Raw genomic sequence first — 19401 nt, 5'->3', positions numbered from 1 at the left:
CCGCCGAGGTCGGACGAACCGCGCCGGGACGCCACGGGCTCCCGGCGCGGTGCGGTTCGTGGTGGGGCCGCCCGGTCCGGCGAGCCACGCCCAGGGGAGCCGCAGTCCGGGCAACCGAGGGCCGGGCAACAACGGTCCGGGCAACCCCGGTCGGGGGAGCCGAGGGCCGGGCAACCACGGGCCGGGGAGCCACGGGCCGGGGACGTCGGTGGGATCTCCGACGCGCGGGCGTACACCCCGCGGGGCCGGACCATCCGGGAGAGCAGCGAGGACCGGGGCGGGCAGCGACGTACTCCGCGCGCCGGGCGGTCCGGCGACCCGTTCCGCCCCGCCCTCCAGGTGCTCGACGGTGGTCGGGCCGCCGCCAACCGGGCCGGCCGCCGGGAGGCCGCCGCCGACCGGACCGGCCGCCGGGGGGAGGCCGCCACCGGTCGCACCGGCGTGATCAGGACCGTGCCGCCGCGGGCCGTCCCCGACGACGACGAGTTCGCCGAGCCGCCCGCACCGCGCCGTCGGCCCGGGCGCACCACCCCGCGCCGGGGTGACGTGCCCGGCCGTACCCCGCGCCGCACCGAGATGCCCCGCCGTACCGACCGGCCGGCCGGCCGGCGACCGGTGCGCAAGCCGCGCCGCCCGCCGAAGCTCGCCGAACCCCGTCGCCGGCTGCGGCTGGGCACCGTGCTCGTGCTGGCGATCTTCGCCGTGATCGGCATCCGGCTGGTCGTCCTGCAGGCCGTGGACACCCCGGCGTACGCCGGGGGTGGCGTCAGCGGCCGGCTCACCCGGATCGACCTGCTGGCCCCGCGCGGGTCGATCGAGGACCGCACCGGCGCGCCGCTGGCCCGCAGCGTCGAGGCGCGGTACGTCTTCGTCGACCCGACCCTGGTGAAGGACCGGACGGAGACCGCGAAGCTGCTCTCCCCACTGCTCGGCATCCCGGTCTCCGAGCTGGCCGAGAAGATGAAGCGCAAGGGCGGCCTCCAGTTCCGGTACCTGGCCCGGGGTGTCGACATCGCGCAGGCCAAGCAGATCGAGGCGCTCGACCTGGCCGGCATCGGCACCCACCGCGACGAACGCCGCGAGGTGCCCGGCGGTGACCTGGCCGCCAACCTGGTCGGCTTCACCAGTCTGGACATGGACGGACTGGAGGGGTTGGAGGCCCGCTACGACGACCTGCTGCGCGGGCAGGACGGCCGGCGGGTGTACGAGGCCGGCGCGGGCGACCTGAACGCGGCGATTCCCGGCGGCTACAGCCAGACCACCGCCCCCAAGCCGGGCAGCTCGCTGGTGCTCACCATCGACCGGGACCTCCAGTTCCAGACGCAGCAGATCCTCAGCAGGCAGATGGCCCAGACCCGGGGCGCGATCGGCGCGGCGGTGGTGCTCGACGCCAAGACCGGTGACGTGCTGGCCCAGGCCAGCAACCCGACCTACAACGCGGCCACCCCGGACCGGAGCCGGCCCACCGACCGGGAGGACGCGGCCAGCAGCTTCGTGGTCGACCCGGGCTCGGTGCACAAGGCGATCACCTACGGCGCGGCGTTGCAGGAGGGCGTCATCACGCCGGACAGCGCCTGGCCGGTCGCGAACACCATCACCAAGGGCGACGTCACCTTCCGCGACACCCACCCGGCCGAGGGCAAGAAGCTGAGCGTGGCCGGGATGCTGGCCTACTCGTCGAACGTCGGCACCATCGAGATCGGCGACCGGCTCGGTCCGGACCGGCTGATCGACTACCAGAAGCGGTTCGGGTTGGGGCAGCCCACCGGCGAGGGGATGCCCGGCGAGGCGTCGGGCCGGCTGCTCCCGGCCGACAAGTGGAGCGGCTCGTCGTACGGGTCGGTGCCGATCGGGCACAGCGTCGACGCCACACCACTGCAGATGGCCGCCGCGTACGCCACCATCGCCAACGACGGCACCTACGTGCAGCCGCACCTGATCAAGGAGGTGGTCGGGGCGGACGGCAAGCGCACCCCGTCCGCCGCCCCGGTCACCCGCTCGGTGCTCAGCCCGAGCAACGCCGCCGCGCTGCGTACCCTGCTGGAGGCGGTCACCACCGTCGACGGCGCGACAGGCCTGGCCGCCGCGGTGCCCGGCTACCGGATCGCCGGCAAGACCGGCACCGGGCTGCGCTACGTCGACGGCAAGCAGCAGCCCGGCGAGGTGGGTTCGTTCATCGGGATGGCCCCGGCGGAGGCCCCCCGGTACGTGGTGGCGGTCTTCGTCTGGAATCCCGAGGGCGGTGGCGGCGCGGTCGTCGCCCCGGCGTTCCGCGAGATGATGGGCTTCACGCTGCGTCACTACCGGGTCCCGCCGTCGCGCGGGAAATCCCCCAACTTCGAGGTCTTTCCGCGCTGACCGGGAACGGCGGGACATCATCGGTGAGTGCCGACGAACCATCGGGGCGGCTGTGCGGCCGGAACCGGACGACCGGGTAGGGTCTGACGCCGTGCCCGGCAATCCACGCCCCCGTACCGTGCCCGGAGTCCGGCTCGGCGACCTCGCCGACCGGCTCGCCGTAGCGCCGCCGACCGACGCCGCCGAGCTGGTCGTGACCGGGGTGACCCACGCCAGCCAGGAGGTCCGCCCCGGCGACCTGTACGCCGCGCTGCCCGGCGCCCGTCGGCACGGCGCGGAGTTCGCCGCCGGTGCCGCCAAAGCCGGTGCGGTGGCGGTGCTGACCGACCCGGCCGGTGCCGCGGCGGCCGGCGCGACAGGGCTGCCCGTCCTGGTGACGCCGGACCCCCGGGCCGTGCTGGGCGAGCTGGCCGCCGCGGTCTACGGCGACCCGACCGACGGACTCACCGTGATCGGGGTGACCGGCACCGCCGGCAAGACCTCCACCGCCTACCTGATCGAGTCCGGGCTGCGCGCCGCCGGCCACGTCACCGGCCTGATCGGCACGGTGGAGACCCGGCTGGGCGACCTGGTGATCGACAGCGTCCGGACCACCCCGGAGGCCACCGACCTGCACGCCCTGCTCGCCGCCGCCCGGGAACGCGGGGTGACCGCGGTGGTCATGGAGGTGTCCAGCCACGCGCTGGCGATGGGGCGGGTCGGCGGGGTCCGGTTCACCGTCGGCGGCTACACCAACTTCGGCTCCGACCACCTCGACTTCCACGCCGACTCGGCGGACTACTTCGCGGCCAAGGCGAAGCTCTTCGACGGGCGCTGCCGGGTCGAGGTGCTCAACCACGACGACCCGGCGCTGCGGCCGCTGTTCCGGCCGGCGACGGTCAGCTACTCCGCGGCCGGCGACCCGACCGCCACCTGGTGGGCCGACCGGGTCGGTGGTGAGGGCTACGCCCAGCGGTTCACCGCACACGGCCCGGACGACCTCGTCCTGCCCGCCGGGGTGGCGCTGCCCGGCCGGCACAACGTGGCGAACGCGCTGCTCGCCGTGGCCACCCTCGTCGCCGCCGGGGTCGACCCGACGACCGCCGCCGCCGGGGCGGCCGCCTGCGGCGGGGTGCCCGGCCGGCTGGAACTGGTCAGTGGGGACGCCCCGGTGCGCGGGGTGGTCGACTACGCGCACAAGACCGACGCCGTGGTGGCCGCCCTGGCCGCGCTGCGCGGCACCGGCACCGGGCGGCTGATCTGCGTCATCGGCGCCGGGGGTGACCGGGACCGGGGCAAGCGGCCGGTGATGGGCGCCGCCGCCGCCCGGGGGGCCGACGTGGTGCTGGTGACCGACGACAACCCGCGTACCGAGGACCCGGCGACGATCCGGGCCGAGGTGCTGGCCGGCGCGTACGGCGTCGCGGCCGCCGCCCGGATCATCGAGGTGCCGGGGCGGCGGGAGGCGATCGCCGAGGCGGTACGGCTGGCCGAGCCGGGCGACGTGGTGGCGCTGCTCGGCAAGGGACACGAACGCGGTCAGGAGATCGCCGGCGAGGTGCACCCGTTCGACGACCGCACCGAGCTGGCGGAGGCGCTGCGCGTCCGCTTCGGCGACCTGGCGGGTCGACGGTGATCGCGCTGAGCCTGGCCGAGGTCGCCTCGGCGGTCGGCGGTCGGCTGCACGCCGCCGACCCGGACGCCCGGGTCACCGGCCCGGTCGAGTTCGACTCCCGCAAGGTCGTCGCCGGTGCGCTCTTCGTGGCCTTCCCCGGCGAGCGGGTCGACGGGCACGACTACGCCGCCGGCGCGGTCGCCGCCGGTGCGGTGGCGGTGCTCGGCACCCGGGAGCTGCCCGGGGTGCCGATGGTGCTGGTGGACGACGCGCTGGCCGCGCTGGGCCGGCTGGCCCGTGCCGTGGTGGACCGGCTGCCCGGCCTCACCGTGATCGGGCTGACCGGTTCGTCGGGCAAGACCACCACCAAGGACCTGATCGCCCAGCTCGCCGTGCGACTCGGCCCGACGGTGGCCCCGCCCGGGTCGTTCAACAACGAGCTGGGCCACCCGTACACCGCGTTGCAGGCCACCGCGCAGACCCGGTACCTGGTGATGGAGAAGGGCGCCCGGGGCGTCGGGCACGTCCGCTACCTCTGCGACGTGGTGCCGCCGCGGATCTCGGTGGTGCTCAACGTCGGGGTGGCGCACCTGGGTGAGTTCGGCTCGGTGGAGAACATCGCCCTGGCCAAGGGGGAGCTGGTGGAGGCGCTGCCGGCCGAGGGGCTGGCCGTGCTCAACGCCGACGACCCACTGGTCGCCGCGATGGCGTCCCGCACCGCCGCCCGGGTGGTCCGCTACGGCGAGTCGGCCGACGCCGACGTCCACGCCGTGGACGTGACCCTGGACGGGCGGGGTCGGCCGGCGTACACCCTGGTCACCCCGGAGGGGACCGCGCCGGTGCGGCTCGGCCTGACCGGCCGGCACCAGGTCTCCAACTCGCTCGCCGCGGCGGCGGTCGCCCGGGAGCTGGGCATGCCGCTGGCCGAGCTGGCGGCGGCCCTGGGTGACCTGGGGCTGGTCTCCACCCGCCGGATGGACGTCTTCACGCGGTCCGACGGGGTGACCGTGATCGACGACTCGTACAACGCCAATCCGGCCTCGACGGCGGTGGCGCTGCGCGCGCTGGCCGGGATGCACCGGGGCGGGCGGACGTTCGCCGCGCTCGGCTACATGGCCGAGCTGGGCGCGTACGAGGACGAGGGGCACCGGGAGGTCGGCCGGCTCGCGGCCGAACTCGGTGTCGACCGGCTGCTCGTGGTGGGTGAGCCGGCCGCGCCGATCCACGAGGGCGCGACAGCGGTAAGTGACTGGGGAGGAGAGTCGGTGCTGCTCACCGATCAGGCGGCGGCCGTCGAGGTGCTGCGCAGCGAGCTACGACCGGGCGACGTCGTCCTGGTGAAGGGCTCCCGGTACCGCACCTGGGAGGTGGCCGACGCGCTGCGTGCCGACGGCGATGGTGACGGGGCCGGCGCGGGGGGTGCCGCGTGAGGGCGGTCATCGTCGCCATCGGGGTGGCGTTCCTGGTCTCGCTGCTGGCCACCCCGCTGGCGATCAAGGTGTTCGCCCGGCTCAAGGCCGGCCAGCCGATCCGCTCGGGACTCGGGCTGGCCAGCAACGAGGGCAAGAAGGGCACACCGACGATGGGCGGCGTGGTCTTCATCCTGGCCACGGTGATCGCGTACGTCGCCGGTCACCTCGCCCTGACCACCCTGCCGGACGCGCAGATCGCCCAGGTCGAGCCGACCATCACCGCGCTGGTGCTGCTGGGCCTGATGGTCTTCTCCGGGGCGGTCGGCTTCATCGACGACTTCCTCAAGGTGCGCAAGCGGCACAGCGGCGGGCTGAACAAGCGCGGCAAGCTGTTCGGGCAGATCCTGGTCGGGGCGATCTTCGGGGTGGTCGCGCTCTACTTCCCGAGCAGCATGACCGACGCCAGCGGCGCGACGACCAACACCGAGACAGTGGGCAGCAGCACGCTGAGCTTCATCCGGGACATCCCGGCCCTGGAGATCGGCAAGATCGCCTCGGTGATCGTGATCATCCTGGTGGTGATGGCGGCGACCAACGGGGTCAACCTCACCGACGGTCTGGACGGGCTGGCCACCGGCGCGTCGGTGATGGTGCTCGCCGCGTACGCGCTGATCGCGTTCTGGCAGTACCGGCACTGGTGCGCCGACCCGACGTACACCGCCAACCCGGACAACTACTGCTACGCCGTCCGGGACCCGCTGGAGATCGCGCTGATCGCCGGGGCGGCGGCCGGGGCCTGCGTGGGCTTCCTGTGGTGGAACACCTCGCCGGCCCGGATCTTCATGGGCGACACCGGCGCGCTGGGCCTCGGCGGCCTGATCGCCGGGATGGCGATGTCCACCCGGACGGTCCTGCTGCTGCCCATCCTCGGCGGGCTCTTCGTGATCATCACGATGTCCGTGGTGATCCAGATCATCTCCTTCCGGACCACCGGCAAGCGGGTGTTCCGGATGTCGCCGCTGCAGCACCACTTCGAGTTGGCCGGCTGGAGCGAGGTCAACATCGTGGTCCGGTTCTGGATCATCGCGGGCATCGGGGTGGCCATCGCGCTCGGCCTGTTCTACAGCGACTTCCTGGCCAGCATGGGCTGACCCGGCCGCGGACACTCCTGACGGTGCGTCCCACGCCCGACCACGAGAAGGGGGTTCCTCACTACCGGAGGCGCCCCCTTTTCGCATTTCGACACGCCGACCGGGGGGAACGGCCGGAACGGGCCGCCGGTAACGGCGATGATGGGCGGGTGGGGGAGGACCGAGGCACGAGCAGCGGCACGACGACGCAGACCCAGCCGCGGCGGGTCACCGGCGCGGGGCGTACCGCCGACCCGCCCGGGGCGCTGGCCGGGCTGGGGCCGGCCGGCGGCCTGGCGGCGCTGCGCGGCCTGCTGGCCCGCCCGTTGGCCTCCTACTACCTGCTGCTGTCCAGCGCCGGTCTGCTGCTGCTGATCGGCCTGACCATGGTCTTCTCGGCGACCAGCGTGCGGGACTACGCCGAGGCGGGCGACGCCGCGGCCTCGGTGACCAAACAGGCGATCTTCGCGGTGATCGGCATCGTCGCGTTCTGGGCCTGTCAGCGGCTGCCGGCCAGCACCTTCCGCTCGCTGGGCCGGCCCCTGCTCGGGGGCGCGGTGGTGCTGCTGCTGGTGCTCAACCTGCTGGGGGCACTGGACGCGTTGTTCGGGCTGGAGTCCCTCGGGCCGCTGCAGGCCGACCTGCTCTGGCTCTACCTCGGGCCGATCCAGGTGCAGCCGGCCGAGTTGGCCAAACTGGCGCTGGTGCTGTGGGGCGCGCACGTGGTGGCCCGCAAGGGCGCCGCGCTGGGCTGGTGGAAGGAGTTGGCCACCCCGCTGTTCCCGGTGGTCGGCCTGCTCTTCGTGCTGGTCGGCTACAACGACCTGGGCAGCATGCTCTGCCTGCTGGCCATCGTGGTCGGGCTGCTCTGGGCGGCCGGGGTGCGGCTGCGGGTCTTCGCCGCCCTCTCCGCGGTCGGCCTGGTCGGCATCGGCCTGCTGGTGGCGGTGGCCTCGCTCGGGGCCGGCTCCGGCGCGCGGGGCAAGGAGAACTACCGGCTGGCCCGGCTCACCTCGTTCCTCGACACGCCCGACCCGGCGAAGTGCGTCGAGGACGCCTGCTGGCAGATGGTCCAGGCCCGCAACGCCATCGAACACGGCGGCTGGTTCGGCGTCGGTCTCGGCAAGGGCAGCCTCAAGTTCGGCTGGCTGCCGGCCGCCCACAACGACTTCATCTTCGCCGTCATCGCCGAGGAGCTGGGCGTGGTCGGCTGCACCGTCATCCTGGTGCTCTTCGCCGTGCTGGCCTACACCGGGCTGCGGATCGCCCGCCGGGTCGCCGACCCGTTCCGCCGGCTGGCCGCCACCGCCGTCACCGCCTGGCTGGTCGGCCAGGCCGTGATCAACATCGGTGGGGTGACCAAGCTGCTGCCGCTGACCGGGGTGCCGCTGCCGTTCATCTCCGACGGCGGCAGCGCCCTGGTCGTCACCCTGGCGGCGGTCGGCATGCTCGCCTCCTTCGCCCGCGCCGAACCCGACGCGGCGCGAGCCCTGCACGCCCGTCCGCCCGCCCGATGGGTCCGACTAGTCTGGGCCCCGTTGCCGCCGCTTCCCGGCGCGCGGAGCCGACCGGCGCCGCCGTCGGCTGCCCCGGGGTCCGTACCCCGGACGCGCGGGCGGCGACCCGACGATCAGGCCGTACCGCGCGGCGTCCGGCAGGACCGGGCCCGGGGCGGGTCGGCGAGCGAGAGGAGACGCTGATGGGTCCGCTGCGTTCGGTGGTGCTCTGTGGAGGGGGCACCGGTGGGCACATCTACCCGCTGCTCGCCTTCGCCGACTGCCTGCGCCGACACGACCCGGGCGTCCGGATCACCTGCCTCGGCACCCCCAAGGGGCTGGAGAACGAGCTGATCCCGCCGGCCGGCTACGACCTGCGGACGATCCCGGCCTACCAGCTGCCCCGCTCGGTCAACCTGGGCCTGGTCCGGACCCCGGACCGGATGTGGAAGGCGGCCCGCGCCGCCGGCAAGGTGATCGACGAGGTCGCCGCCGACGTGGTCGTCGGCTTCGGCGGGTACGTCTCGGTGCCCGGTTACCTGGCCGCCTGGCGGCGCGAGATGCCGATCGTGATCCACGAGGTGAACGTCCCGCCGGGGGTGGCCAACCGGCTCGGCATGAAGTTCACCAGGAACCTCGCGGTCGGCTTCCCGCACCAGCCGGCCCAGTCCGAGGCGCTGCGCGACGCCCGGGTGGTCGGCGTGCCGCTGCGCCGGGGCATCGCCGGGCTGGACCGCAACGCCGCCCGCGCCGCCGCCCGCGCCCACTTCGGACTCCGCCCCGACCTGCCGGTGCTCTTCGTCGCCGGGGGCTCGCAGGGGGCCCGGTCGATCAACCTGGCGGTCTCCGGCGCGGCCAAGGAACTGGCCCGCAACGGCGTGCAGGTGCTGCACGTGATGGGCGCCCGCAACGAGCCGGTGCCGATCCCCACCGACCTCCCGGTGCCCTACGTGGCGTTGCCCTACCTGTCCGAGATGGAGCTGGGCTACGCCGCCGCCGACCTGATGCTGGCCCGGGGCGGGGCGATGACCTGCGCCGAGGTGGCCGCGATCGGCCTGCCCACCATCTACGTGCCGTACCCGCACTCCAACCAGGAGCAGAAGCGCAACGCGCTGCCCGTGGTGGAGGCCGGGGGCGGGTTGCTCGTGGACGACGCGGAGCTGACCCCGGCCTGGTTGGAGCGCACCGTGCTCCCGCTGCTGCGCGACCCGCAGCGGCTGCACGCGATGGGCGCCGCCGCCGCGGCGTACGGCCGGCGCGACGGCGACGTGGCCCTGCTCAACTTCGTCTACGAGGCGGTGGCCCGGTGAGCCGGGCGGCCGCGACGGGAAGGTACCTGGCATGAACACCGCGCAGTTCACCCCGGCCGGCACGCTCACCGCGGAGGACCTGGGCCGGATCCATCTGATCGGGGTGGGCGGGGTCGGCATGAGCGGCCTGGCCCGGCTCTTCCTCACCCGGGGCCTGCCGGTCTCCGGCAGCGAGCTGCGCGAGTGGCCGTCGCTGGCCGGGATGCGGGCGCTGGGCGGCACCATCCACATGAGCCACGAGGCGACCAACCTCGACGGGGTGGACACCGTGGTCTACTCCTCGGCCATCCCGCAGGACCACCTGGAGATGGTCGAGGCCCGGCGACGCGGGCTGCGGGTGCTGCACCGCTCCGAGGCGCTCGCCGCGGCGATGACCGGCCGGCGGACCGTTGCGGTGGCCGGCACCCACGGTAAGACCACCACCACCTCGATGGTGACCATGGTGCTCCAGCAGGCCGGGGTCGACCCGTCCTTCGTGATCGGCGGGGAGATCTCCGAGGTGGGCTCGGGGGCCCACCACGGCACCGGTGAGCACTTCGTGGTCGAGGCGGACGAGAGCGACAGGTCGTTCCTGATCTACCGACCGTACGTCTCGATCATCACCAACGTCGAGGCCGACCACCTGAACACCTACGGTGACCTGGCCAACCTGGAGGCGGCATTCGCCGATTTCGCCCGGCTGACCGACCCGGCCGGGTTCGTCATCACCTGCGCCGACGACCCGGGCGGCCGGCGGCTGGCCGAGACGTTGCGCGCCGAGGGCCGGCGGGTCTGGACGTACGGCGAGGCGGCCGACGCCGACCTGCGGCTGTCCGAGATGGCCTCGTCCGCCCAGGGGGTGCGCTACCTGGCGGCGCTCGACGGCCGTTCGTTGGGGGAGATCCGGCTGCCGGTGCCGGGGCGGCACATGGGGCTCAACAGCGCCTCGGCGGTGCTCGCCGCCCACCTGCTGGGCCTGCCGGTGGCGGCGGCGGAGGCGGCGCTCGCCGCGTTCCCGGGGGTGCGCCGGCGCTTCGAGCGCAAGGGTGTCGCCGACGGGGTGCTGGTCTACGACGAGTACGCCTACCACCCGACCTCGATGACCCTGGCCCTGCGGACGCTGCGCGAGGTGGCCGGCGACGGCCGGCTGATCGTGGTCTTCCAGCCGTACCGGCTGTACCGCACCCGGGATCTCCAGGCCGAGATCGCCGCCGCCCTTGGCATCGCCGACGAGCTGGTGCTGCTGGAGGTCTTCGGCCCCGGCGAGCTGCGCCAGCCGGGCGAGGGGTCGGCGGCGTTGCTGGCGGCGGTGCCGCTTGACGCCGCGCACAAGGTCTTCGTGGACTCGTTCGACGACGCGCCGGTGGAGGTGGCCCGCCGGGCCCGCCCCGGCGACGTGGTGGTGACCATGGGCGCCCCGCCGATCTCGCTGCTGGGTGACCAGCTGCTCGACGCGCTGACCGCCCGGGCCGGGGACGCCGCGGACCCGACCGTTACGGGTCCGGACGGCGCGGCCGCCACGACCGGATGAGTCCGGGGCCGGCGCGGGGTCGTACCGCGGGCGCGGACGGCGGCTCCCGACGTGGCCCGGTACGGCGCTGGCAGCTCGTCCGGGCGGGCAGCGACGCGGTGCCGCCGTCCACCCGGCGGTTCATGGCCCGGGCCCGGCAGCGGCGGATGCGCGCTGCCCTGCCCTGGGCGGTGCTGGCCGGGGTGCTGGTCCTCGCCGGCCTGGTGGCCTGGGCGGTGCTCGGCTCCGGCCTGTTCGGGGTGCGCGAGGTCCGGGTGGAGGGGGCCAGACTGGTCACCCCGGTCGAGGTACGCGACGCGGCGGCGGTGCCGGACGGGGCGCCGCTGGCCCGGGTGGACCTGGCCGCGACGGCCCGGCGGATCGGTGGCCTGGCCCCCGTGGAGCGGGCCACGGTCCGCCGGGACTGGCCGGGCACGTTGGTGGTGACCGTGGTGGAGCGGACCGGGGTGGCGGTGGTGCCCCGCGACGACCGGTTCGTGGTGCTCGACCGGAGCGGGGTGGTGTTCCGGACGCTGGCCCGTCCCCCGGAGGGTCTGCCGGTGGTGCGGCTGGCCACCCCGGGGCCGGACGATCCGGGCACCCGGGCGGCGTTGCAGGTGCTGGCCGTGCTGACCCCGCAGTTGCGGACCCTCCTGGTCGAGGTGACCGTCGAGGGGCTGGCCCGGATCGGGCTGACCCTGCGCGACGGACGGACGGTGGTGTGGGGCGACGCCACCCGGGGCGAGGACAAGGCTCGGGTGGCGACGGCGCTGCTCGGTCGCAAGGCCGACACGATCGACGTGAGCGCGCCGGACGTGGTCACCCTCAGATGAGGTCCCCGACGAACGTGAGTCGGCTCGCTCCCGGCGGCGACACGCCGGTGGGGTCCTTGGCTGACGGCGTGGGGACGCTTACGTTGCCCCGAAGAGGATCAGTGGTTGACATAACTGTAAGCCTCTAGTAGAGGGTTAGGGTTCAGCTCTGATCCTCGCTGGTGACAGCTCGTCGACCACCGGTGTGGGCCACGCCGACCGGGGCGGTGCGAGCCAATCTCGAAGGGAAGGACCGGAGATGACACCTCCGCACAACTACCTGGCGGTCATCAAGGTCGTCGGCATCGGCGGCGGCGGCGTCAACGCCGTCAACCGGATGATCGAGGTTGGGCTCAAGGGCGTCGAGTTCATCGCGATCAACACCGACGCGCAGGCGCTGTTGATGAGTGACGCCGACGTCAAGCTCGACGTCGGTCGGGAGCTGACCCGGGGGCTCGGCGCGGGTGCCAACCCGGACGTCGGCAAGAACGCCGCCGAGGACCACCGCGACGAGATCGAGGAGGTGCTCAAGGGCGCCGACATGGTCTTCGTCACCTGCGGCGAGGGCGGCGGCACCGGCACCGGCGGGGCGCCGGTGGTGGCCAACATCGCCCGTAAGCTCGGTGCGCTGACCATCGGCGTGGTGACCCGGCCGTTCTCCTTCGAGGGAAAGCGCCGCCAGGTGCAGGCCGAGTCGGGGATAGACGAACTGCGCAACCAGTGCGACACCCTGATCGTCATCCCGAACGACCGGCTGCTGGCCCTGGGCGACCGCGGGATCAGCATGATGGACGCCTTCCGCACCGCCGACCAGGTGCTGCTCTCCGGTGTCCAGGGCATCACCGACCTGATCACCACCCCGGGCCTGATCAACCTGGACTTCGCCGACGTCAAGAGCGTGATGAGTGGGGCGGGCAGCGCGCTGATGGGCATCGGCAGCGCCCGGGGCGAGAACCGGGCGGTCGAGGCGGCCGAGGCGGCCATCTCCAGCCCGCTGCTGGAGCAGAGCATGGACGGCGCGCGGGGCGTGCTGCTCTCCATCGCCGGTGGCTCCGACCTGGGCCTTTTCGAGATCAACGATGCGGCGCAGCTGGTCACCGACGCGGCCCACCCGGACGCCAACATCATCTTCGGTGCGGTCATCGACGACGCGCTCGGCGACGAGGTGCGGGTCACCGTGATCGCCGCCGGCTTCGACGGCGGCACGCCCGCGTACAAGGCGGTCGAGTCGCCGCGCAAGAGCAACCAGAACCAGCCGACGACGCAGACCCCGACGGTCTCCGCGCCGGCCACCATGCCGCCGCCGCAGCAGTCGCCGCGCCGGGTGCTCTTCGACGACGTCGATGTGCCCGACTTCCTCAAGAACGGCTCCTGAGCCCCGCCGATGACGAGCAACCCCGCTGGTGGGCCCACCGCCTCGCCGACGACGAGCAGTTCCTGTGGTGGCCGCGCCGCCCCGCCGACGACCGGGCGGCCCGGCCGATGACCGGTCGACCCGACCCGGTGCGTCCGGAGCGCCGTGCCGAGTTGGCGGCCGGGCTGGCCGTGGTGTGTACCCGGATCGCCGACGCCTGCGTCGCCGCCGGCCGGGATCCGGCCGAGGTGACCATGATCGCGGTGACCAAGACCTACCCGGCGGGTGACGCGGTCGCGCTGGCCGGGCTCGGCGTCGGTGACCTGGGGGAGAACCGGGACCAGGAGGCCGCGCCGAAGGCGGCCGAGGTGGCGGCGGCGGGGGTGACCCCGCGCTGGCACTTCATCGGTCAACTGCAACGTAACAAGGCCCGTTCGGTGGTCCGCTACGCCGACGTGGTGCATTCCGTGGACAGCGTCCGGCTGGCCCGCGCGCTGGCCACCGCCGCCGAATCCGGCCGGGACCGTCCGCTGGAGGCGTTGGTGCAGGTCAGCATCGACGGTGACCCCGATCGGGGTGGCGCCCTGCCGGGCTCCGCCGACCCCGACCGGGGGCTCGACCCGGTGGCCGGGGCGCTGGCCGGGGCGGGGGCGCTGCGGCTGGCCGGATTGATGGCGGTGGCGCCGCTGGGCTGGGAACCCGAGCGGGCCTTCGCCCGGTTGGCCGAGGTGGCGGCGGCGTTCCGGGCCCGTCATCCGGCGGCCACCGTGCTCTCCGCCGGGATGAGCGGTGACCTGGAGGTGGCGATCGGGTACGGGGCGACACATGTCCGCGTCGGCAGCGCGTTGCTCGGAATGCGTTCCACGCTGCGGTAGCCTGGCCCCGGTAGGAGCAAATTACATCAGTGTTGTTCAGGAGCGGCGTCCCGAGGTCGGGGGCCACGACGGGCGAGCCGCGAATCGCGCGTCGGGGGATTGCCGTTCCGATCCGGTGGGCAGGGAAGTCCACTCGCGATCATGGCGACACGGCACGGGGGTGCGTGCCGCACGGCGGACGGAAGGGCGCGGGATGGGTGCACTGCGCAAGGCGGGGGTCTGGCTCGGGCTCGTCGAGGAAGACGACGAGCGCGGCTACGACGAGGGCTACGACAAGCCCGGCTACCGCGAGTCGCGGTACCGGTCGAGCCGGTACTCCGAGGAGTTCGCCGACGACGACGAGGACGACGCGGAGGAGCCGCCGGCGCCGCGTCCGCGCCTGGGTGACCGGGGCCGGCTGGCCGACCGGTCGAGTCGGACGGTGGAGGCCGACCGCGCCGACGACGAGCGGGCCGAGCGGTCGGACCGGGCTGAGCGGGCCGAGCGGTCGGACCGGGCCGAGCGGGCGAGCGTCCGGTCGATCACCCGGTCCGGTGGGTCGGAGACCTCGGGCGCGTTGAGCTACCACACCCGGGACAATCTCGCCCTGGCGCCGCAGGCGTCGCCCCGCGAGCGGCCGGTCGTGGCCGAGGAGGAGCAGCGCTACCAGATCACCACGCTGCACCCGACCACCTACCGGGAGGCGCGGACCATCGGCGAGCACTTCCGCGACGGCGTCCCGGTGATCATCAACCTCACCGAGATGGACGAGGCCGACGCCCGCCGTCTGGTGGACTTCGCCGCCGGGCTCGCGTTCGGGCTGCGCGGTACGATCGAGCGCGTGACCAACCGGGTGTTCCTGCTCTCACCGGCCAACGTCCAGGTCACCGCCGAGGACAAGGCCAAGATCGCTGAGGGCGGCTTCTTCTCCCTGAGCTAAGTCCACCCGAACGAGGGACGTCGTCTGCCGTGTTGTCGATCGTGTTCCAACTTCTGTACCTGATTTTGTACCTCTTCCTTATTGTGTTGTTGGCCCGATTCGTTCTCAGTGCCGTCCTCCAGTACGGTCGTCGGTGGCAACCGGGGCGTGGCGCGTCCGCCGGGCTCGAGTCCGTGTGGAGCGTCACTGATCCGCCTCTCAAGGCGTTGAGGCGGGTGATCCCCCCACTGCGAATTGGTACCGTGAGCATCGACCTGGCCTCCCTTGTGCTCCTGGTTATCCTGTTCGTGCTGATGAGGTTTGTGTTAGATCCGCTGATCAGGAACTTCTCCTGACCAGCGCGCGCTTTCGCGGCCGCAACTGACCCGAGGAGTTTCGATGCCGCTGACACCGGCCGACGTGCACAACGTCGCCTTCAAAAAGCCGCCGATCGGCAAGCGGGGGTATGACGAGGAGGAGGTCGACGCCTTCCTGGACGAGGTCGAGCGTGAGCTTGCCCGTCTGATCGAGGAGAACAACGAGCTGCGCGCCCAGGTGGAGCGCGGCGGTCGTGGCGGGGCCCCTGCCGGCCCCGGTGGCGACGCCCGGCTCGCCGCCGAGCTCAACGACGTCAAGGCCCAGCTCGACCGGGTGCAGCGCGACAAGGCCGCCGCCGAGCAGGCCGCCCGCGCGATGCAGGCGGAGCTGGAGCAGGTCCGCACCACCGGTGGCCCGGCCGTCGGTGGCGACGGCGAGCAGCAGGCGCTGCGGGTGCTCATGATGGCCCAGCGCACCGCCGACGACCACGTCTCCGACGCCCGTCGCGAGGCCGACCAGCTGCTCTCCGAGGCCCGTTCCAAGGCCGAGGAGGTCACCCGGGAGGCGCGGGCCAAGGCCGACGCGCTGGAGCGCGACGCCCGCCAGCGGCACCAGGAGGCCATGGGCGGCCTGGACGCCAAGCGGACCGCACTGCAGAAGCACATCGAGGAGCTCAAGCAGTTCGAGCGCGAGTACCGCACCCGGCTCAAGGCCTACCTGGAGAGCCAGCTGCGCGACCTCGACGGTCGGGGTCAGGGCCTGGAGGCCGAGATGACCCGCACCGAGGGCACCCGTGCCGTCGGTGGCAACGGGCTCGCCGCGGCGAGCCTCGCCGGCTCGTACGGTGGCAGTCGTTCCGGCGCCCTCGAAGCCGGCCGCTGATCCACGGTCGGCGACCGTCGCCCGACGGTCGCCGACCCAGCCACGACCCACGACGCGGCGGGGGTGAGCCGTGCTAGTCGCCAGTCTGCTGCTCATCCTCGGCGCGGTCGTACTGCTGGTGTTCGGCCTCGTCGAGGGTTCCAGCACGCTGTTGACCAGTTCCATAGCGGCCAGTCTGCTGGCCGCCGTCGCGTTGGTGGCCGGTGCCCGCCAGGCAGCCGCCACCAGGGCGAGGGCGGCGGAGCGGGCCGACTCGGGTGATCGGCCGGCGGGTCCGCCCCGCACGACCGCCCCGCCGACCGCGACCGAGTCGTCGGAGACCCCGACGACGTACGTCCCGACGACGATCGGTACCGGTGGTGCCGGGTGGCGGCAACCACCCGGCCCGCCGGCAGCCGGCGGGCCCGTCGATGTTTCCCCCCGCCCTGACGTCGATGCCTGGAAGCCCGAGGCGGAGGCTCCGTGGGACCCTGTCGTGGTGTCCGCCCCACCGGATCCGACGGCCCCCGGACAGCCGGCCCCGCCGACCGGCCGGCAGCCGGCGACCGACCTCGGCCGGGACGCCGGAACCGAACCCGCCTGGCCCGACGCGGACGACCCTGCCCGATACGGCACGGAAGATCCTGCCCGGCACGACGATTCTGCCCGGCACGACGCGGACGATCCCGGCTGGGACGCCCCGGACGACCTCGCGCCGCCCTGGGAGCGCGCGGGTGACGCCGCCTCGCCGTGGGACCCGCCGGCCCAGCGGGTGCCGCCCGGTGACGCCGCCCGGGTGGCCCGGCTCGACGCCGAGGTGCTGGTGGTCGACGGGCATCCCCGCTACCACCTTCTTTCCTGCGCCCACCTGATCGAGCGGGAGCACGAGCCGCTGCCGGTCTCCGAGGCGATCTCCCTCGGGTTCACCCCGTGCGGTCTGTGCAATCCGGACACCGCCCTGCTCGCCGACACCTACCCCCGCTGAGGTTGGGGTCGATGCCCACGGACGACACGTTGACGGTCGCGGTACGGGTCAAGCCCGGTGCGTCCCGGCCCCGGGTCGGCGGCTGCTTCGCCGGTCCGCACGGTCCGGCCCTGGTGATCGCGGTGACCGCCCCGGCGGTGGACGGTCGGGCCACCGAGGCGGCCCGTCGGGCGCTGGCCGGGGCGCTGGGTGTCCGCCCGGCGGTGGTGGCGCTGCGTACCGGGGCGACGAGCCGGGACAAACTCTTCCTGGTCGACCGTCCGACGCCCGGCCTGGTCGAGTTGCTGCGCCGGCTGCGCGACGGAACGGACGGGTGACGGCGCCTCGGGTGGGGCGCCCGTGACGCCGGGGTTGGATCTGGCGCTGCTCCTCGGCGCGGCCGTGTTGCTGGTGGCGGTCGGTGCGGTGCGGTTCTCCACCCGGCTGGGCGTGCCGAGCCTCCTGGTCTATCTGGCGCTCGGGGTGGCGATCGGCGAGGCCGGGTTGGGCATCCGGTTCGACGACGCCGAGCTGACCCGGGTGCTCGGCTTCTGCGCGCTGATCGTGATCATCGCGGAGGGTGGGCTCACCGCCCGGTGGAGCACCCTGCGCCCGGTGCTCGGGTTGGCCGGCGCGTTGTCCACGGTCGGCGTGCTGGTCAGCATCGTCGTCGTCGGCCTGGTGGTGCACCTGCTGCTCGGGCTGGACTGGCGACTGGCGCTGCTCTACGGCGCGGTGCTCTCCTCCACCGACGCGGCGGCGGTCTTCGCCACCCTGCGCCGGCTGCGGCTGCCGCCCCGGCTGGTGGCCACCCTGGAGGCCGAGTCGGGCATGAACGACGCCCCGGTGGTGATCCTGGTGGTGCTGCTGTCCCGTAGCGGCCCGATCGAGCACCCGTGGTGGTTCGAGGTCTTCCTGGTCGGCTACGAGCTGGGGGTGGGTGCCGCGGTGGGGCTGGCCGCCGGGCTGGCCGGCCGGTTCACGTTGCGGCGGGCTGCGCTGCCGTCGTCCGGGCTGTATCCGATCGCCGCCGTCGGGTTCACCGTGCTGGCGTACGCCGCCGGAGCGGTGCTGCACGCCTCCGGGTTCCTCGCCGTCTACGTGGCAGGGGTGCTGCTCGGCAACGCCCGGCTGCCGCACCGACAGGCGATCCTGGGGTTCGCCGACGGGTTGGCCTGGCTGGCCCAGATCGGGCTGTTCGTGCTGCTCGGTCTGCTGGCCACGCCGGAGCGGTTGCACACCGCGCTGCTGCCGGCGGTGGTGACCGGCCTGGCCCTGCTGTTGCTGGCCCGGCCGCTGTCGGTGCTGGTCTCCGCGTTGCCGTTCCGGGTCCCCCTGCGCGAGCAGGTCTTCCTGTCCTGGGCCGGGCTGCGTGGTGCGGTGCCGATCGTGCTGGCCACCATCCCGCTGTCGGCCCGGGTGCCCGGGGCGGACCGGCTGTTCGACGCGGTCTTCGTGCTGGTGGTGATCTTCACGGTGCTCCAGGCGGGGACGCTCGCGTCGGCCGCCCGCCGGCTGCGGGTGACCGCCCCGGCGGAGTTGGCGGAGATCCGGGTGGAGACCGCCCCGTTGGAGCGGATGCGGGCGGACCTGCTCCAGTTGGAGGTGCCGGCGGGCTCCCGGTTGGCCGGGGTGCACGTCGACGAGTTGCGGCTGCCGGTGGGGGCCTCGGTGACCCTGGTGCTGCGCGACGGGGTGGGCTTCGTGCCTGCTGCGGGCACCCGGCTCAAGACCGGGGACAGCTTGTTGATCGTGGCGACCGCCGGAGTGCGGGACGAGGCGGAGCGCCGGCTGCGGGCGGTCAGCCGGCGGGGCCGGCTGGCGAGGTGGTTCGGCGAGTACGGCGAGGATCGGGACGGTTGATCTGCTAGTCTTCTTTTTGCCCCAATTAGGGGTTTTAGGGGCTGAGTAGCGGTGCGACAGTGCGGTACGTTGTCGGACGCCTGTACGTTCCGTATTCTTGCCAACCTCCGGAGTGCGCGGCCACCGTTGCCGTGCGCCCGTTTTGTTACCTGGGTACGCCACGTCGGCGGACCCTGTCCGGGCACCGCCGACCGCCGCGTCCCGCGGCTGAGGGAGCTGACGATGGCGAAGCCAGCCGACACCAGGACCGCCGGTCGTAAACCAGCGGCGAAGGCCACTCCGAAGGCGACCCGCAGCGCGGCGGAGACCGAGAAGATCCGGGCGGCCCTGGCGGCCCGACGGGACGAGCTGCGTGCCGAGTACGATCAGACGCTGAGCGAGATCACCGAGCTGCAGCGCGACCGGTTGACCGACTCGGCCGGGGACGACCAGGCCGACACCGGCACCAAGACGTTCGAGCGCGAGCAGGAGATCTCCCTCGCCAACAGCATCCGGGAACGGATCACCCAGGTCGAGCGCGCTCTGGAGCGGCTCGACGAGGGCGGCTACGGATGGTGCGAGCGGTGCGGGAACCCGATCCCGGTGGAGCGGCTCGCCGCCTTCCCGTCGGCGACCCTCTGCGTGACCTGCAAGCAGCTGGCGGAGCGGCGCTGACGTCCACTCCCCG

General features: G+C 73.6%; 17 protein-coding genes. All 17 read left to right on the top strand.

The genetic code is table 11. The annotated features are described in order from the left end of the window. Positions 1–339: 339 nt before the first annotated feature. Positions 340–2358 (top strand): peptidoglycan D,D-transpeptidase FtsI family protein, encoded by a 2019-nt coding sequence (locus AC0AIB_RS15270; RefSeq protein WP_465096925.1) that lies wholly within the window; start codon positions 340–342, stop codon positions 2356–2358. A gap of 52 nt (positions 2359–2410) precedes the next feature. Further along, positions 2411–3973, top strand: coding sequence for a UDP-N-acetylmuramoyl-L-alanyl-D-glutamate--2,6-diaminopimelate ligase (locus tag AC0AIB_RS15265; RefSeq protein ID WP_328344396.1), 1563 nt, complete (start codon positions 2411–2413; stop codon positions 3971–3973). Continuing rightward, positions 3970–5382 carry a UDP-N-acetylmuramoyl-tripeptide--D-alanyl-D-alanine ligase gene (locus AC0AIB_RS15260; protein WP_328344398.1) on the top strand — a complete coding sequence of 471 codons (1413 nt, stop codon included), beginning with the start codon at positions 3970–3972 and terminating at the stop codon, positions 5380–5382. Before AC0AIB_RS15265 ends, AC0AIB_RS15260 begins: the two co-directional genes overlap by 4 nt. Beyond that, entirely contained in the window at positions 5379–6515 is a 1137-nt protein-coding gene (gene mraY / locus AC0AIB_RS15255; RefSeq protein ID WP_328344400.1) for a phospho-N-acetylmuramoyl-pentapeptide-transferase, read from the top strand. Before AC0AIB_RS15260 ends, mraY begins: the two co-directional genes overlap by 4 nt. A gap of 272 nt (positions 6516–6787) precedes the next feature. After that, entirely contained in the window at positions 6788–8194 is a 1407-nt protein-coding gene (locus AC0AIB_RS15250) for an FtsW/RodA/SpoVE family cell cycle protein (protein WP_328348716.1), read from the top strand. After that, complete coding sequence (gene murG / locus AC0AIB_RS15245; protein ID WP_328344402.1) at positions 8194–9300, top strand: undecaprenyldiphospho-muramoylpentapeptide beta-N-acetylglucosaminyltransferase; 1107 nt, start codon at positions 8194–8196, stop codon at positions 9298–9300. Before AC0AIB_RS15250 ends, murG begins: the two co-directional genes overlap by 1 nt. Positions 9301–9331: 31 nt before the next feature. After that, positions 9332–10810 (top strand): UDP-N-acetylmuramate--L-alanine ligase, encoded by a 1479-nt coding sequence (gene murC, locus AC0AIB_RS15240; RefSeq protein ID WP_328344404.1) that lies wholly within the window; start codon positions 9332–9334, stop codon positions 10808–10810. Beyond that, positions 10807–11622 (top strand): cell division protein FtsQ/DivIB, encoded by an 816-nt coding sequence (locus tag AC0AIB_RS15235; RefSeq protein ID WP_328344406.1) that lies wholly within the window; start codon positions 10807–10809, stop codon positions 11620–11622. The genes murC and AC0AIB_RS15235 overlap by 4 nt, the downstream gene beginning before the upstream one ends. A 238-nt stretch (positions 11623–11860) precedes the next feature. Further along, the gene (ftsZ, locus tag AC0AIB_RS15230) at positions 11861–12976 is read left to right on the top strand and encodes a cell division protein FtsZ (protein WP_328344408.1); all 1116 of its coding nucleotides are present in this window, start codon (positions 11861–11863) and stop codon (positions 12974–12976) included. Positions 12977–13083: 107 nt separating this feature from the next. Next, on the top strand, positions 13084–13830 hold the full coding sequence (locus AC0AIB_RS15225; protein ID WP_465096918.1) for a YggS family pyridoxal phosphate-dependent enzyme: 747 nt from the start codon (positions 13084–13086) through the stop codon (positions 13828–13830). Positions 13831–14023: 193 nt separating this feature from the next. Beyond that, positions 14024–14749, top strand: a complete 726-nt coding sequence (locus AC0AIB_RS15220; protein WP_328344412.1) for a cell division protein SepF — start codon at positions 14024–14026, stop codon at positions 14747–14749. Between the two features lie 29 nt (positions 14750–14778). Next, positions 14779–15084: a YggT family protein gene (locus AC0AIB_RS15215; RefSeq protein ID WP_328344414.1), complete on the top strand. Its 306-nt coding sequence runs from the start codon at positions 14779–14781 to the stop codon at positions 15082–15084. Between the two features lie 43 nt (positions 15085–15127). After that, the gene (locus tag AC0AIB_RS15210) at positions 15128–15928 is read left to right on the top strand and encodes a DivIVA domain-containing protein (RefSeq protein ID WP_067301781.1); all 801 of its coding nucleotides are present in this window, start codon (positions 15128–15130) and stop codon (positions 15926–15928) included. Positions 15929–15998: 70 nt separating this feature from the next. Continuing rightward, positions 15999–16892: a hypothetical protein gene (locus AC0AIB_RS15205; protein WP_465096926.1), complete on the top strand. Its 894-nt coding sequence runs from the start codon at positions 15999–16001 to the stop codon at positions 16890–16892. A gap of 11 nt (positions 16893–16903) precedes the next feature. Next, a complete protein-coding gene (locus AC0AIB_RS15200; RefSeq protein WP_328344417.1) occupies positions 16904–17209 on the top strand; it encodes a DUF167 domain-containing protein in 306 nt (101 codons plus the stop codon). A gap of 22 nt (positions 17210–17231) precedes the next feature. Then, positions 17232–18734, top strand: a complete 1503-nt coding sequence (locus tag AC0AIB_RS15195; RefSeq protein WP_328344419.1) for a potassium/proton antiporter — start codon at positions 17232–17234, stop codon at positions 18732–18734. A gap of 222 nt (positions 18735–18956) precedes the next feature. Then, complete coding sequence (locus AC0AIB_RS15190; RefSeq protein WP_328344421.1) at positions 18957–19388, top strand: TraR/DksA family transcriptional regulator; 432 nt, start codon at positions 18957–18959, stop codon at positions 19386–19388. The last annotated feature ends 13 nt before the right edge of the window (positions 19389–19401 follow it).

The sequence above is a fragment of the Micromonospora sp. DSM 43699 genome (assembly GCF_055517075.1).
Note: the sequence above shows the minus strand (reverse complement) of the source record. Positions and strands in the feature narration are given on the sequence as shown.